Here is a 14,105-nt window from a genome sequence, read left to right on the forward strand (position 1 = left end):
GCGGGAGGCTCGCGGGGCGGGGACGTTTACGGGACCACATGGCGCGCATCCTCCTGGTGGATGACGAAGAGACCGTCCGGGGCTTCCTCAAGCGAGGTCTCGAGATCGACGGGCATGCGGTCGTCACCGCCAACGACGGGAGCGACGGGCTCGACCGCCTCAACGAGGCCCATGGCGGCTTCGATCTGATGCTCACCGACATCCGCATGCCGCTCATGGACGGCATCGCCCTGGCGCTGGCGGCCAAGCGCGACTTCCCGGACCTGACCATCCTGCTGATGACCGGCTTCGCGGACCAGCGCGAGCGGGCGCGCGGACTCGATGCCATCGTCACCGACGTGCTGACGAAGCCCTTCTCGCTGGCGGACCTGCGGGCGACGGTGAGACGGGCGCTGGCCGCCTGACCCCTGGCGGACGCGCGGTCGGCGTTCAGGCAACCTTAAACATTCGCCTTAGGCCAAGCTTCACGAAGGCATGGCACCGTGTCTGACCGGATCAGACCGAGGCCAGACTTGCCATGTACCGCCAGGATCGGGACATCGACGCGGATCGCCACGGATGGGATCCGGAGGATGCGGGCTGGGACGCGGAGGACGACGCGCCGCCCCGCGCGCGCCGCGGCATCTTCGGGCGTCTGTTCGCCTGCGTGAAGTTCGGCCTGCTGGCGCTGCCGGTGGCGCTGTTCCTCTACGGCAGCTACGCCGATTGCAGCGGCCCCCCGGCGGCGGGCTGGCTCGGGCTCCTCGGGACCGGCGCCTGCGCCCGGCACGCGATGTTCGGCAGCGTCACGTCCGTGCAGGACAATTTCGCGCTCCTGAAGCGGATCACCGAATGAGCCGCCCGGGCCCTCGGCGCCCGGCATCCGGGACGAGGCCCGAATCCCGTCCGATCCGCACCTGACGACCCCGCGAGCGCGCCATGTCCAGCCGCCCCCTCCTCCCCGCAGCCGGCGACACCCCCGACAGGCTCGAGGAAGCCCAGTTCCGCGCCCGCATGGCGCGGGTCGGACCCGATCCGTCCCGTCGGCGGGGGTCCCGCCGCCGCCCAGGCCAGGGCGGCTTTCGGCTCGGCTGGAAGGGCTGGCTCGCCGTCGACAGCGTGGTGGTGCTCCTCGTGGTGGCGGGGGTGATGGCCTGGCCGCCCGTCCTGTCCTGCCGGCATCAGGAGCAGACGATCGGGTTCTATGCGGGCGATTCCATCGGCCGGTGCATCCGGCGGGGCATCGCAGACCGCCTCGACAGGGCCGACCAGCGCCTCAAGAGCCTGATGCGTGGCTCAGGTCACTGAGGCGACGGGGCCGGACGCAGCCGCCCTTCAGGTCGGGCGGCGGCCGGTGCGACGGGGGCCGTCGCACCGGGACCGAGGATCGGCAAGCCGAGCCGTGGTTTCGTGCGGTCCGAGACCCTTCGCGGACGCGGGGCGCATGCCTTGCGAAAGCCTCGGGGCTCTGCCCCGGGACCCCGCCAAAGGGATGATCCCTTTGGAATCCCCGGGATCGGGTCGGCATGCGATCCCGCGCAGCGACCTCGACCGGGTATCGGAGCCGGGGCGATGCTCTAGTGGCCGAGCGCCGTCCACTGCGTGAGGACGGCCTCATCGGCCGGCATATAGGCGTCGACGATCGCGCCCTTGCGGCTCACGACGCAGATCATCGCCGCCTCGCGCACCTCGTACATCATGGGCCGCTCGTAGGTGATGCGGAACAGCACCGGCGCGAAGTAGTCGCCCTTCTTGTCGGTCCGGTCCGCCCCCACCGAGACCGCCTCGACCTGCTTCGCCCCGGCCTTGGTGGCCTCGCTCATCACGGTGCTGCGGCAGGTCTCGACCGTGCGGTTGCGGCCCGGAACCTCGGCGAGCGGCTGGCCGATGGTCTGCAGGGCCGCGGAGGTGCCCTTCACCAGACCGGTGCCGGGGACCATCGACAGGATGGTCTGCTCGCCGGCCGCGGTCGAGGCCGGCCCGATCGGTGCGATCTGCCAGGGCATCTGCCATGTGGCGGCCGAGCTGTCCGGCGGGGCAGCCGCCTCCTGGGCCAGGGCGGGCCCGACCAGGGCGGACACGAGGGTAGCGCAGCAGATCGAACGACGGAACATCACGGCTCTCCTTCTTCGCGGGGGGTGAACGGGGGGCCGCGGCATGGATCTAATCCGACGGCGCAAGGGCGGGTGGCAGCGTCCACACGGCGGACGGCGCGGGCGCGGTCGCCGGGGCGGCGGAGCGACCGCGGTGGATCGTGGCGTAGGCGACCGCGCCGGCATCGATCCGCGCACGGAGCGCGCGCGGCGCCCCCGTGATGCTCGCCGTCTGCTCGGCGTCGCGGTACGGCACCCGGGCCCGCGCGGCCGCCACCGCTGCAGCGCGGGGCCGCCTGAGCGACCGCGCGTGGCGCGCGGGTCCGGGGTTCAGGATCGGCGCGACCACGCCCCCGGCTTCGCGCGGCGGCGTGATCGGGATCGTTCGATCCACCACCGGCTGTGCCGGATCCGGGCCGAGTGTCGCCACGCGTCCGGGCGGGGGTGCGGCGGCGACCGTCGGCGCGGGACGAACCACGACCTCGGTCGGAGGCCGCGCCTGGGCCGGCCCGGGCGGCAGGATCGGCGTGGGCGTCGGATCCGCCGGCCGGGTTCGCGTCGTCCCCGTCTCGGCGCGACCCTGCAGCGGTTGCGGCGCGTCCGGTTCGAGGGTCGCGACCGCGGAGGGCGGGACCGCCGTGGCGATGTCCCGGAATCCGGTGCGTTCCGTCCAGGCGGGCGGCTGTTCCTGCGTCAGACGCGCCGCATCGAGGGGTGCGCGGCCGATCAGCGGCTGGCGCGGATTGGCCCGGGGCGGCAGGGATGCGGGCGGCTCCGCCGCATCCGCGGGGTTCGGATCCAGGAAGGTGCGGGGCCCCTCCGCGGACGGGGGAGCCTCCGGATCGTCCCCGGCCGATGGGTCCCGTGCCAGGTGCGGGACCTCGACCCACGACGGAAAGACGGCCGGCTGCGGCGACCCGGCGGGCATGACCGAGGCCGTGCGGCGCGACGACATCGGTGGGATCCAGCCGTTGCGCGGCCCCAGCCAGGCCGCGCCCGAGGCGAGCAACGCCAGGGTCGACAGGCAGGAAATCGAGATCGTGGCCCAGGACGACAGGTGATCGTCGCGCCGGACGACCATGAGGTGTCTCGGCACGCCGACGGGCTGCAGGTCCCCCACCGTAGCTGGGCAACGACGTACCATATCCTGGAAACTGCGTTGGGGGACAAACAGTTCAAGGCGGCGGTGATTAAGGTTTGGCCACGCGCGAATACCGATCGGGCCGCGCCGACGCGGCTTGGTGCTTCGGACGTTTCAGATCCTTCGCACCGACAGGCCCTCGCGGTGCCCGAGCATGTTCCGATCGCGCATCCCCGCCGCCGCCATACCGATCGAGGACCCTCGCCCCCCGGCACTGTCCGCGCGAATACACGCGATGTCCGCGGGATCACGTTCGCCCGCTGCCTGGATCGGACGCCGGGATGCCGCGCCGGGGATGCCGCAGGGCGCGGGCAGCAAAGGCCTCGCTGCCGGGTCACCACAATCAACAGGATTGGAACCTCGGTCCAGCGCCGATTACCGTTCTCCGGATCTGCTGTGGTAGATAAAGCTGAAGATCCACCGGTCTTCAGGATGGCTGCACGCCGACGGCAGCCCGAACCGCGCGCGCCAAGGCGAGGATGCAGGCTCCGAGATCGATCGCTCAGCCTCGGTTCCGGGCGCAAATCCCGGGCGGCGACCCCAACGGGCTCGTCGGGCCGCGTCCCCGAACCGCCGCCCGAACCGTCGTTTTTTCAGTGGCGGCACTGTTGGGAGCCGGGCTGACGGTCCCTCCTCCCCGACCGGAGGCAGGCGTGGTCGCGCCGGTCGCGGCCCTGGTGTTGCCGGCACCGCGGCCGCCCTGTTTCGTCGTGATCATGTCGCTCGACGGCGTGACCGCCGATTTCATTCGGATCCGCATGCGGGCCGACACCGCAGAGGCCGCGATCCCGCAGGTCGATGACGCGCTTCAGGATACGTGGCTGAACGCCTTCTATGGCGATAAACAGCGCCTGAGGGCGTTCATCGGGCAGGCGGCCGATGCCAGCGGCCTGCCGGTCGACTTCTTCCTCCGGCTCCTCGAGCAGGAGAGCGGGCTCGACCACCGCGCGGTCAGCCGCGCTGGGGCTCAGGGCGTCGCGCAGTTCATGCCCGCGACCGCGGCCGAGCGGGGCCTGACCGACCCCTTCGACCCCTTCGAAGCGATACCCAAGGCGGCGGCGTTCCTGCGTGAACAGCGCGCGGCGTTCGGCAGCCTCGGCTTGGCGGCGGCCGCCTACAATGCCGGCCCCCAGCGCGTGAGGAACTGGCTCGCCGGACGGGCGCCACTGCCGAAGGAGACACGCGCCTACGTGGCGACGATCACGGGACGATCCGCGGACTCCTGGCGGCAGGGGGATGACACGTTCGCCCTCGCCGAGCCGTCGATCCGGGACGGCTGGTGATCGCGGCCGGAGGGCCCGACCTCCGCCGCCGGCCCGCTCCGGGCGGATGGGCGGGAGACGTCGGGTCCCCGCAGCGTGCGCCCGTCAGGCGGCTTCCCGGCGCGTGACGACCAGGGCCCAGATGGTCGCGGGGATCCAGCCGATGATGGTCAGGTGGAGGATGATGCAGAGAATGCCTTGAATCACCTTCCCGCGCAGGAACATGGCGAGCCAGGGCGCGAGGAAGCAGATGATGATCATGATCATGGGTCGGACAGCTCCTTGACCACCGACATAGGCACCCGCCGCAATTCAGGTAGCCCTCCGCCTCCAGCCGTCCTGTGAGGCGTGCCGCGGCGCGCGTCCGGGGCGGACGGGGCGGTCTGGCTCCATCCCGGCATCGCACGGCCTGCGGCCGCATGTCCGCAAGTAGAGACACTGGCCCTGAGCCGGCGACGGTCGCATCGAGCCGCTGATGCCCGCCGCGCGGCCCCGCGGGCCAAAATGCGCCTGGCCGGCGCGGCGGCAACGCCGCATCAGGGCATGCGGCGGGAGATGCCGAGACCCCGCTCAGGCGGTGAACACCTGCACGAGCGCACCGAGACCACCCAGGGCCGCAGCGCTGACGCCGCTCACGAAGGCGACGTCCCAGCCCGCGATGCGGGAGGAGACCGGGGCGAACCGGTAAGCCGAGACCGTCGTCGCAACGCCGACCGACGCGACAGCGAGGGCAATAGCCATCAGAATAGTCATCTTGGTGATCCTCGTCCGCCAGCGGCAGGACTGACCAACCATCGCGCGGATTAGTACAACGGATCGGAGACGCGAAATATCCGCGTGCGACAAGGGCGATCCCCGGCAGGCGCGGCCGAGCCGTATCCGCGCCGGACTTCCGGTTGCGCGTCGTCGTCGCGTCAGGATGCCAGTGCGAAGTCCGCGCCCGCGAAACCGAGGCCGGCCAGGAACAGGCTTCCGCCGATCACTTCGAGGATCGCGCGGTAGCGCGGCGACCACAGGGAACCGGCAGCCATGCCGGCGCCGGCCATGACACAGAACACCCCGAGCGCCATCATGATGGCCTCCGCACCGAACCAGGACGGGAAGTCTACCGCGGCGAAGCGCGACGGTTCCAACCCGTCGAAGCTGTCGACAGGATATTTGGCGCGCCCGTCGCGGGCGGACCCACACGCGCGATCAGGGGTCGCGCGATGCGGCCGCGATGACGTGAGGGGCGGGAACATCTCGGCGGTGTGACGGTTCGTCAGCGTCGCTGGAGACCCGATACCGCCATGGTCATGATCATCATCTGCATCCTCGCGCCATGGCTCGCCATGTTCCTGCGCGGGAAGGTCCTCCAGGGGATCCTGTGCATCCTCCTCCACATTACGCTGATCGGCTGGATCCCGGCCACGATCTGGGCCCTGGTGGTCACCCGGCGCGAGAGCGCGGCCTGACGGACCGCCGCGGATCACGACCGGCGGAACGAAGGGCACCCTGCGGGTCCGTCGCTGGACAGGAGGCGAGCCCGCTTCGCGGCAGCGAACGGGCGATGTTCGGGGTCGAAGCCCGGAGCATCGCGCGTCTCAGTGCGTGATCATCAGCGCGATCGCCACGATCCCGCAGATGCCGGCGATCGCCGCACTGGCCTGGCCGATGGCGACGGTGAGGGCCTCGGCCCGGTCCGGTGCCGCGTTGTCGTTGGCCGCGCGGTCCCGAGCCCCCCGCGGCCGGACCCACCGGTCGAGGCCGGCATCGTATCGGCCCTGTGCCTGCTTGGGGGCCGCGCGCATCGCCGGGTCTCCATGGTCCGCGTCTGGATGAAACGGCGGCGCCGGAGATCGGATCCCGGCGCCCCCCCGAGCGCCGTGGATGACCCCTCCCCTGCGCCCCGAAAGACACAGGCGCCTACGGCCGGCGTGCCTGCTCCTTGTCGGCCTCGATGATCTCGCGGATCCGGGTGGCCATCGTCTCCATGGCGAACGGCTTGGTCAGCACGGCCATGCCGGGCCCGAGCTGGCCGGGCCCGAGGACGGCGTTCTCGGCGTAGCCGGTGATGAACAGCACCCTGAGGTCCGGCCGGGTCTCGCGCCCGGCATCGGCCATCTGGCGGCCGTTCATCCCGCCGGGCAGGCCGACATCGGTCACCAGCAGATCGATGCGCACGTCCGATCGCAGGACCTTCAGCCCGGCCGCGCTGTCGGCCGCCTCGATCGCCGTGTAGCCGAGCTCGTCCAGGATATCGGTGAGCAGCATGCGCACGGTGGGCTCGTCATCGACGACCAGGACCGTCTCCCCCTGCTCGGAGCGCGGGAACTTCGGCGGCGTCGCGGCGGCGCGCGGACCGGGCACCGCGCCGTGGTAGCGCGGCAGGTAGAGGCACACGGTCGTGCCGTGACCGACTTCGGAATAGATGCGGACCTGACCGCCCGATTGCTGCGCGAAGCCGTAGATCATCGACAGGCCGAGGCCGGTGCCCTGCCCCAGCGGCTTGGTGGTGAAGAACGGCTCGAACACCCGGCCGATCACCTCCTGCGACATGCCGGTCCCGGTGTCGGTCACGCACAGGGCGAGGTACTGCCCCTCGGGCACGTCGTGCTGCCGGGCGGCCGGTCCGTCCATCCACTTGTTGGAGGTCTCGACCGTGATGTGTCCGCCCTCCGGCATGGCGTCGCGGGCGTTGATGCACAGGTTCAGCAGCGCGTTCTCGAGCTGCGACGGATCGACCAGCGCCGGCCAGACGCTCGCCGCGCCGACGACCTGGAGGGCGATCGACGGACCGACGGTGCGCTGGATCATGTCCTGCATGTCCAGCACCAGCCGGTTCACGTCGGTCGGCCGCGGATCGAGGGTCTGGCGGCGCGAGAACGCCAGCAGGCGATGGGTCAGGGCCGCCGCCCGCTTGGCCGCGCCCTGGGCGGCCGCCATGTAGCGCTCGACGTCCTTGAACCGCCCCTGCTGCATGCGGGCCTGCATCAGTTCCAGCGATCCCGAGATGCCGGCGAGCAGGTTGTTGAAATCGTGCGCGAGGCCGCCGGTGAGCTGGCCGACCGCCTCCATCTTCTGCGACTGGCGCAGGGCGTCCTGGGTCTCGGCCAGTTCGGCCGCGGCGCGCAGCCGCTCGGAGATGTCCTTGGCGAAGTGGAACGCGCCGATCACCGCGCCCTCGGCGTCGCGCAGGGGCGCGTAGGAGACTTCCCAGACCGGCTTGGCGAGGTTCGGGTCCCCGAACGCCTCCGTCACGGTGTAGCATTCCCCGGCCAGGGCCCGGTCCATGAGCGCGCGCATGACCGGGGCCTGGTCGGGCGGGAACAGGTCCGGAAAGACCTCTCCGAGCGCCACGCTGTGGCCGAAGATCCGGAAGAACGCGTCGCTATGCGCCGGGTTGAACGCGATCAGCCGGTAGCCCGTATCGAACGCGCAGATCGGGGCGGCGCTCGACTGGACGATGTCGCCGTAGAGGCGCATCTGCGCCGTCCGGTCGGCGACCTGCGTCTGCAGGGACAGGGTGCGGTCGCGCGCGGCGAGTTCGCTCCGCTTGCGGTGGGTGATGTCGGTGGCGGCCCCGTACCATTCGGTGATCGCCTGCTGCCCGTCGAACACGGGTACGGCGCGCGACATGATCCAGCCGGTCGTCCCGTCGGCGGCAAGGACCTGATGCTCGAGGCTGAACGGAGACTGTGTCGCGATCGCGCGCCGGATCTCGGCGGAGACGGCCGCGCGCGCCTGGGGCGGGATGTAGTCCGCGAGCCAATGCGGGTTGTCCTGCGTCGTATCGGCGAGGACGTCGCCGCCGACGAGCTGGAACATGCTGCCCCAGTCGGCGCTCATCCGGTAGCGGACCTCGGAGGACGAGCGCAGCAGCGCGTCGAGCATCTGCTCGCGCTTGTGAAGCGCGGCGTTGAGGTCGCGCAGGCGCTCGCGCTCCAGCGTGACGTCGAACTGCGATGCGAAGAAGTAGGTGAGCGCCCCGTCCGCGTCGAAGACCGGGGAGACCAGCAGGCGATTCCAGAACCGCTCGCCGCTCTTCTTGTAGTTGAGAAGATCGATCTCGATCGCCTCGCGCCCTGCGATCGCCGCGCGGATCCTGTCGACGTCGTCGCGATCGGTCTCCGGTCCCTGCAGGAACCGGCAGTTGCGCCCCAGAATCTCGTCCCGGCCGTAGCCGGTCAGCCTGCTGAAGGCGGCGTTGACGAAGACGATCGGGTTGTCGGGCTGATGCGGGTCCGTGATCAGCATCGGCATCCGTGTCGCCCGCACGGCGGCGGAAAACGGATCGTGGCTGCGGTCGGACCGGTGGATTTCCGCGTCGATGCGGTCGTGTTCGAAACGATCGGGCAATGGAGGCGTCGGCTCGCTCGCGACCTCTGGGGCGTGGCGTGCCGGCCGCGGGACGCCGCGATAGCATGCGCGGCCGCGGGTCTGGGTGATCGAACCTGCGACCAAGCGTCCGAACGGGTCCTGCCTGCACCGGACTTTGGTCCAACGGGGGCCTCCGGGGGCGGCTCAGGCGGGTGATGCGCCGGCGGCCGACCCGATTCCGCGCGGAGCCCCGTTCCCGCATCCTGATCCGGAACGGGATGCGGGTGCGCCACGTTTCTGGGCAACATCCAATCCCAGGAGCGACCCCATGCGTATGTTGACCGCTGTTTCACTTCTCGCTCTGACGGCCCTGGCGGGCGTCGGCCAGGCCGAAGCCAAGGGCTGCCTGAAGGGCGCCGTCGTCGGCGGCCTGGCCGGGCACATGGTCGGGCACGGGGTGGCGGGCGCCGCTGCCGGCTGCGCGATCGGCCATCACCGCGCCAACCGCGCGACGACCACGGACGGGACCGTGCCCACCTCCGCCGGGACCGCGCCCACGACGACCAACACGCGCTCGTACTGATCGCGCCGACGCCGAATCCCGGCGCGGAGGGGCCCCGGTCGACGACCGGGGCCTTTTTCATGGTCTGCTGCGCCCGCGATGCCGATCGGCCGGTGACGGGCTGACCGGCCGCACTTCGAGGCGGCCGCCCGGCCCCGCGGTCGGACGGCGGCTCAGGCGCCGCGACCGCGGTCCGAGACCAGCCGCAGGCCGGGGGCGAATTGCGCCGCGAGGGCGGCGGCGACCTTGCGTTCGAGTTCGCCGTTGCGGAACGGCTTCTGCACGATCCCGTCCGATCCGACGGTCCCCGCCTTCATCAGGATGGCGGTGTCGGCGAAGCCGGTGACGAACAGGATCGGGAGCGACGGCCAGCGCTTGCGGATCTCGACCGCGGCCTCGGCGCCGTTCATCCCCGGCATGGCGAAGTCGAGCACGACGAGGTCGACGCACGGATCCGCCTCCAGGGCGGCCAGCCCCTGAAGGCCCGAGGACGCCTCGCGCACGGCGTACCCGGCCTCCCCCAGCCGCGTCGCGGTGACCTCCCGGACATTGCCGTCGTCGTCGATCACGAGGATGACCGGCATGCTCCCGGGCGGGTGCGCGAGGGCGCAGTCGATGGGCGCCATCGCGGCCGGCCTGTCGGCCTCGCCGGTTGCGACGCGGGGCAGGTACACCTTGATCGAGGTGCCCTCGCCGAGGACCGTATCGATGCGGATGCCGCCGCCGGACTGCTTCACGAAGCCGAACACCTGGGCGAGGCCGAGGCCCGACCCCTTGCCGACCTCCTTGGTGGTGAAGAACGGTTCGAACACCCGCGCCAGCACCGCCGGCGCCATGCCGGTGCCGGTGTCGCTCACCGAGACCATGACGTACTCGCCGGGCTGCGGCTGCTCGGGCCGGCTCGGCGGCCCCGTGACGGTGACGTTGGCGGTCTCGATGGCGAGGGTTCCGCCCACCGCCATCGCGTCCCGGGCGTTGATCGCGAGGTTGAGGATCACGAGCTCGATCTGGGTGGCGTCCACCAGCGCCGGCCAGAGCCCCTCCTGCAGCGTCGTCTCGATGCGGACCGCCCCGCCGATGGAGCTCTGCAGCAGGTCCCGCATCGAGAGGACCGTCTGGTTCAGCTCCACCGGGGTCGGCTCCAGGCGCTGGCGGCGCGAGAACGCCAGGAGCTGCGCCGTCAGGTTGGCCCCCCGCTCCGCGGCGCCCTTCATCATCGCGAGCCGGCGCTTCGCGCGGTCGTCGGAGACCGCGCGTTCCAGGAACTCGATGTTGCCGGCGATCACGGTCAAGAGATTGTTGAAGTCGTGCGCCACGCCGCTGGTGAGCTGGCCGACCGCCTCCAGGCGCTGATTGAGCCGCAGGGCCTCCTCGGCCCGCTCCCGCTCGCCGATCTGGCGCTGGAGCTCGGCATTGGCTTCCGCGAGTTCCCGGGTCCGCTCGGCGATGCGCGCCTCGAGCGTCTCGTTCAGCGCCTGGAGCGCGGCTTCCGCGGCCCGCTTGTCGGCGCGGGCCCGCCGCTCCGCCAGGGCCCGCACGATGGTGCGGGGCATGCGGTCGAGCCGCTGCTTGGTCACGTAGTCCGTGGCGCCGTTCTTCAGCGCCTCGACGGCCACCTCCTCCCCGAGGGTGCCCGAGCAGAAGATGAACGGGATGTCCGGGCATTGCTCCCGGGCGATGCCGAGCGCGCTGACCCCGTCGAAGGTCGGCAGCACGTAATCGGCCAGGATGATGTCGTGGCGGCCGGGCAGGGCCGCGGCCGCGAAGGCGTCGCGCGTCATCACCCGCTCGATCACCACCGCGTGGCCGAGCTTCTCCAGTTCCGCCTCGATGAGTTCCGCGTCGAGGTCGCTGTCCTCCAGGTGGAGGATGCGCAGCGGGCCGGCGGCGCTTCCGATCACACGTTCGATGGCCAGCCTCCCCGGTGCGGCGGGGGCTCGTTCAACAGCGCCCAGAAGACCCCCAGTTCCTTGATGGCGGCGAAGAACTCCTCGAACCCGACCGGCTTCACCACGAAGGCGTTCACCCCGAGGTCGTAGGAGCGCACCACGTCGGTTTCCTCCCGCGACGACGTCAGCATCACCACCGGGATCCCGCGGGTCGTCGGATCGCCCTTGATCTTGGCGAGCACCTCCAGGCCGTCGACCTTGGGCAGCTTGAGGTCGAGCAGCACCACCGCCGGATCCTGGGCCTGGCGCCGCTCGTGCGGCCCGCGCCGGTAGACGAAATCGAGCGCCTCCGCCCCATCGCGGCAGATGACGATCTCGTTGGCGAGCTGGCTGGATTCCAGGGCCGCGAGCGTCAACTCGATGTCGTTCGGGTTGTCCTCCACGAGGAGGATCGGCTTCAGTCCCGCCATGTCAGTGCGATTCCTCCCGGAGCGGCAGGGTGAAATAGAAGGTCGCGCCCTGGCCCAGTTCGCCCTCGGCCCAGGTCCGGCCGCCGTGACGCTCGACGATGCGCCGGACGTTGGCCAGTCCGATGCCGGTGCCCTCGAACTCCTCGACCCGGTGCAGGCGTTGGAACACGCCGAACAACTTGTCGACATAGGCCATGTCGAAGCCGGCGCCATTGTCGCGCACGAAGAACACCGCCTCGCCGTCCTTCGGCGGCAGGCGCCCCATCGTGATGACGGCCTCGGGCTTGCCCCGGGTGTACTTGGCCGCGTTCGAGAACAGGTTCTCGATGACGAGCCGCAGCATCACCGGGTCGGCGTAGGCACGCCCGAGCGGCGCGATGTCCCACACGATGCTCCGGTCGGGGGGGACGTCGCGCAGGATCTTGCGCCGGACCTCTTCGACCAGGGCGTTCATGTCGCCCGAGACCTTGTTCAGGGCGTTCCGGCCCATCTGCGAGAACGCGAGCAGGTTGTCGACCAGGGTCCCGGCCGAGAAGGCGGCCTCGATGATGGTGTCGACGTAGTGCCGGCCCTTCTCGGAGAGGTTGGCCCCCTCGCGGGTCTTGAGCAGGTTCGAGTACCCGACGATGTGCCGGAACGGCGCGCGCAGGTCGTGGCTCACCGAGTACGAGAACGCTTCGAGCTCCTTGTTCGAGCGCTGAAGCTCCTCGCTCATGGCCGCGAGTTCCTCGGCCCGGCGCAGCACGATGCCGAGCACCGAGGCGCGCAGGTCCTTGGCGGCCTCGACCTCGGGGATGGACCAGGGCAGCGAGCGGCCCTGCACCGTCTCCTTCCAGATCTCGAACGACTTGCGCGGATGCAGGCGGTCCGGCCCGCCCTCGGGATCGGGCACGGCCGGTTTGGTCGGGTTGCCGCCCCACTTGACCGTCCGGACCACCTCCGGCCTGAACCACAGGATGTAGCTCGCGTATTTCTTCGAGACCGAGATCGCCAGGAGCCCGCTCGCCCGGTCGGCGAAGGCCGCCGCCCCGGGGATGACCTCCGACAGGGCCTCGGACACGAAGACGGCGTCGGTGTCGCCGCGGGCCGACAGCCATTCGTACAGGGCGCGCACCGCCCGCTCGTCCGGCGTCGCGCCGAGGAGCCGGCACCGGTCCGCGGTGACGATGGCCGCGCCGGAGGCGTTCACCAGGGCCAGGACGTCGTCGGGATGCTTGAGGAGGCCGTCGACGAAACTGTCCTCCTCGGCCATGAACCCGAGCAGGCGCGCCTGCACCTGCCCCAGCGCCAGCCGCTGCTCAGCCTGGGCGCCGCGCTCCCGCGCCGAGAGCTGCAGGGCGAAGATCTGGGCGAGCACGTCGCAGGCATTGCGGGCGTGGAGCGGCACGCGCTTGGGCTCGCTGTTGTGGCAGGAGATCAGGCCCCACAGGCCGCCGTCGATCAGGATCGACACCGACATCGAGGCCATCGTGCCCATGTTGCGCATGTACTCGACGTGGACGGGCGAGACGGAGCGCAGCACGGACTGGCTGAGGTCGAGCGGCTTGCCGGCCGGCGTCGTCGCCGGCAGGATCGGCACGGGCGCGTAGCCCGCGTCCGGGATGATGCGCAGGCGGTTGCTGCGGTAGAGTTCGCGCGCCTGCGCGGGGATGTCCGAGGCCGGGAAGCGCAGGTCGAGGTAGGACGGCAGGACGCCGTTGCCGTCCTCGGCCAGCACCGTGCCGTGCCAGTCCCGGTCGAACCGGTAGACCAGCGCCCGGTCGAGGCCGGTGACGTGGCGGATATCCTCCGCGACGAGTTGGCAGAGTTCCTCGATGCTGCGAGCGGTGTGCAGCCGCTCGACGAAGGCGCGCAGCCGCGGCGTGAGCACGTCGAGGCCGACCCCCATCGCGGCGGCGTCGATCTCCTCCAGTTCCAGCACCACGAGGTCGTCGACCCGGTAGGCCGCGACCTCGTAGGTCAGGCGCGCGGCGTCGGAGGTCAGCGTCACGGTGCGGAGGTAGGACGCGCCGGCCTGCGGGCCGCCCTCGTCGAGATGACGCCGGACGATGATGGCGAGGTGCGGAAAAGCCGCGTGGAGGGACGTGCCGACGGCGGCCTCGACCGGGGCATTCGCGCTGGCCTGCACGATCGCGAGGCTCCCCGCGTCGAGGGCGAGCAGGAAGCCGTGCGGCTGCACGCTCCCGACGATGTGGATCGGCTCGCGGTCGCAGGCGGTCAGGTCGACCCGGGGCGCCGCGTTCTTCGATGGCTCCAAACCGATATACCCCATTGCGACGGACGCTCGGGGGGACCGTACCATCTAACGAACATTAACATCGAGCCGCGGGCCTGACCATGCGCGGTCCGGCCGCTCCGTGCACGATACCGAGGCCGAAGGGCCGGGCTTCAAGGAAGCGACCGACGGTCG

Annotated in this window: 16 protein-coding genes; 6 read left to right on the plus strand and 10 right to left on the minus strand. The window is 71.0% G+C overall.

The features are described from left to right. Positions 1–38 precede the first annotated feature (38 nt). The 3 genes from AC3IF1_RS01935 to AC3IF1_RS01945 all read left to right on the plus strand — a co-directional run bounded on the left by AC3IF1_RS01935 (position 39) and on the right by AC3IF1_RS01945 (position 1,287). A complete protein-coding gene (locus AC3IF1_RS01935) occupies positions 39–404 on the plus strand; it encodes a response regulator (protein ID WP_243971022.1) in 366 nt (121 codons plus the stop codon). 113 nt (positions 405–517) lie between these two features. After that, a complete protein-coding gene (locus AC3IF1_RS01940; protein ID WP_489215420.1) occupies positions 518–835 on the plus strand; it encodes a hypothetical protein in 318 nt (105 codons plus the stop codon). Positions 836–918: 83 nt separating this feature from the next. Beyond that, positions 919–1,287, plus strand: a complete 369-nt coding sequence (locus tag AC3IF1_RS01945) for a hypothetical protein (protein WP_489215422.1) — start codon at positions 919–921, stop codon at positions 1,285–1,287. 269 nt (positions 1,288–1,556) lie between these two features. Here the strand turns inward: AC3IF1_RS01945 and AC3IF1_RS01950 are convergent, their stop codons facing one another. Then, positions 1,557–2,093 (minus strand): hypothetical protein, encoded by a 537-nt coding sequence (locus AC3IF1_RS01950; protein WP_489215424.1) that lies wholly within the window; start codon positions 2,091–2,093, stop codon positions 1,557–1,559. Positions 2,094–2,142: 49 nt separating this feature from the next. Further along, positions 2,143–3,153, minus strand: a complete 1,011-nt coding sequence (locus AC3IF1_RS01955; protein ID WP_489215426.1) for a hypothetical protein — start codon at positions 3,151–3,153, stop codon at positions 2,143–2,145. A 713-nt stretch (positions 3,154–3,866) separates the two neighbouring features. Between AC3IF1_RS01955 and AC3IF1_RS01960 the strand changes: the two genes are divergently transcribed. Further along, positions 3,867–4,496, plus strand: coding sequence for a lytic transglycosylase domain-containing protein (locus tag AC3IF1_RS01960; protein ID WP_489215428.1), 630 nt, complete (start codon positions 3,867–3,869; stop codon positions 4,494–4,496). Between the two features lie 84 nt (positions 4,497–4,580). Here the strand turns inward: AC3IF1_RS01960 and AC3IF1_RS01965 are convergent, their stop codons facing one another. The 3 genes from AC3IF1_RS01965 to AC3IF1_RS01975 all read right to left on the minus strand — a co-directional run bounded on the left by AC3IF1_RS01965 (position 4,581) and on the right by AC3IF1_RS01975 (position 5,716). Further along, complete coding sequence (locus AC3IF1_RS01965; protein WP_244021839.1) at positions 4,581–4,742, minus strand: YqaE/Pmp3 family membrane protein; 162 nt, start codon at positions 4,740–4,742, stop codon at positions 4,581–4,583. A gap of 303 nt (positions 4,743–5,045) precedes the next feature. Then, entirely contained in the window at positions 5,046–5,228 is a 183-nt protein-coding gene (locus AC3IF1_RS01970; protein WP_489215430.1) for a hypothetical protein, read from the minus strand. A 161-nt stretch (positions 5,229–5,389) separates the two neighbouring features. After that, the gene (locus AC3IF1_RS01975) at positions 5,390–5,716 is read right to left on the minus strand and encodes a hypothetical protein (RefSeq protein ID WP_489215432.1); all 327 of its coding nucleotides are present in this window, start codon (positions 5,714–5,716) and stop codon (positions 5,390–5,392) included. A 48-nt stretch (positions 5,717–5,764) separates the two neighbouring features. On the opposite strand from AC3IF1_RS01975, the gene AC3IF1_RS01980 reads away from it, so the two are divergent. After that, the gene (locus AC3IF1_RS01980) at positions 5,765–5,929 is read left to right on the plus strand and encodes a YqaE/Pmp3 family membrane protein (RefSeq protein WP_238249468.1); all 165 of its coding nucleotides are present in this window, start codon (positions 5,765–5,767) and stop codon (positions 5,927–5,929) included. A 129-nt stretch (positions 5,930–6,058) separates the two neighbouring features. Here AC3IF1_RS01980 and AC3IF1_RS01985 read toward each other — a convergent pair whose 3' ends face one another. Together AC3IF1_RS01985 and AC3IF1_RS01990 are read right to left on the minus strand one after the other, a co-directional pair. Continuing rightward, positions 6,059–6,265, minus strand: a complete 207-nt coding sequence (locus AC3IF1_RS01985; protein WP_243971037.1) for a hypothetical protein — start codon at positions 6,263–6,265, stop codon at positions 6,059–6,061. 115 nt (positions 6,266–6,380) lie between these two features. Then, positions 6,381–8,813, minus strand: a complete 2,433-nt coding sequence (locus AC3IF1_RS01990; RefSeq protein WP_489215434.1) for a PAS domain-containing protein — start codon at positions 8,811–8,813, stop codon at positions 6,381–6,383. 289 nt (positions 8,814–9,102) lie between these two features. Here AC3IF1_RS01990 and AC3IF1_RS01995 point away from each other — a divergent pair, with 289 nt between their 5' ends. Further along, on the plus strand, positions 9,103–9,357 hold the full coding sequence (locus AC3IF1_RS01995) for a hypothetical protein (RefSeq protein WP_489215436.1): 255 nt from the start codon (positions 9,103–9,105) through the stop codon (positions 9,355–9,357). Positions 9,358–9,509: 152 nt separating this feature from the next. Here AC3IF1_RS01995 and AC3IF1_RS02000 read toward each other — a convergent pair whose 3' ends face one another. From AC3IF1_RS02000 to AC3IF1_RS02010, 3 genes are read right to left on the minus strand one after another with little or no spacing between them, the layout of a single operon-like run. Continuing rightward, complete coding sequence (locus AC3IF1_RS02000) at positions 9,510–11,237, minus strand: hybrid sensor histidine kinase/response regulator (protein ID WP_489215438.1); 1,728 nt, start codon at positions 11,235–11,237, stop codon at positions 9,510–9,512. Then, on the minus strand, positions 11,234–11,695 hold the full coding sequence (locus tag AC3IF1_RS02005) for a response regulator (protein ID WP_243970150.1): 462 nt from the start codon (positions 11,693–11,695) through the stop codon (positions 11,234–11,236). The genes AC3IF1_RS02000 and AC3IF1_RS02005 overlap by 4 nt, the downstream gene beginning before the upstream one ends. Position 11,696: 1 nt before the next feature. After that, entirely contained in the window at positions 11,697–13,967 is a 2,271-nt protein-coding gene (locus tag AC3IF1_RS02010) for an ATP-binding protein (protein WP_489215441.1), read from the minus strand. Positions 13,968–14,105: the final 138 nt, after the last annotated feature.

The organism is Methylobacterium sp. E-012 (assembly GCF_057836545.1).

Bases quoted from the DNA above. Each gene is read 5' to 3' on its own strand.
- AC3IF1_RS01935 (WP_243971022.1), top strand. From the start codon at position 39: ATGGCGCGCATCCTCCTGGTGGATGACGAAGAGACCGTCCGGGGCTTC.
- AC3IF1_RS01940 (WP_489215420.1), top strand. From the start codon at position 518: ATGTACCGCCAGGATCGGGACATCGACGCGGATCGCCACGGATGGGAT.
- AC3IF1_RS01945 (WP_489215422.1), top strand. From the start codon at position 919: ATGTCCAGCCGCCCCCTCCTCCCCGCAGCCGGCGACACCCCCGACAGG.
- AC3IF1_RS01950 (WP_489215424.1), bottom strand. From the start codon at position 2,093: ATGTTCCGTCGTTCGATCTGCTGCGCTACCCTCGTGTCCGCCCTGGTC.
- AC3IF1_RS01955 (WP_489215426.1), bottom strand. From the start codon at position 3,153: ATGGTCGTCCGGCGCGACGATCACCTGTCGTCCTGGGCCACGATCTCG.
- AC3IF1_RS01965 (WP_244021839.1), bottom strand. From the start codon at position 4,742: ATGATCATGATCATCATCTGCTTCCTCGCGCCCTGGCTCGCCATGTTC.
- AC3IF1_RS01970 (WP_489215430.1), bottom strand. From the start codon at position 5,228: ATGACTATTCTGATGGCTATTGCCCTCGCTGTCGCGTCGGTCGGCGTT.
- AC3IF1_RS01975 (WP_489215432.1), bottom strand. From the start codon at position 5,716: ATGTTCCCGCCCCTCACGTCATCGCGGCCGCATCGCGCGACCCCTGAT.
- AC3IF1_RS01980 (WP_238249468.1), top strand. From the start codon at position 5,765: ATGGTCATGATCATCATCTGCATCCTCGCGCCATGGCTCGCCATGTTC.
- AC3IF1_RS01985 (WP_243971037.1), bottom strand. From the start codon at position 6,265: ATGCGCGCGGCCCCCAAGCAGGCACAGGGCCGATACGATGCCGGCCTC.
- AC3IF1_RS01995 (WP_489215436.1), top strand. From the start codon at position 9,103: ATGCGTATGTTGACCGCTGTTTCACTTCTCGCTCTGACGGCCCTGGCG.
- AC3IF1_RS02005 (WP_243970150.1), bottom strand. From the start codon at position 11,695: ATGGCGGGACTGAAGCCGATCCTCCTCGTGGAGGACAACCCGAACGAC.
- AC3IF1_RS02010 (WP_489215441.1), bottom strand. From the start codon at position 13,967: ATGGGGTATATCGGTTTGGAGCCATCGAAGAACGCGGCGCCCCGGGTC.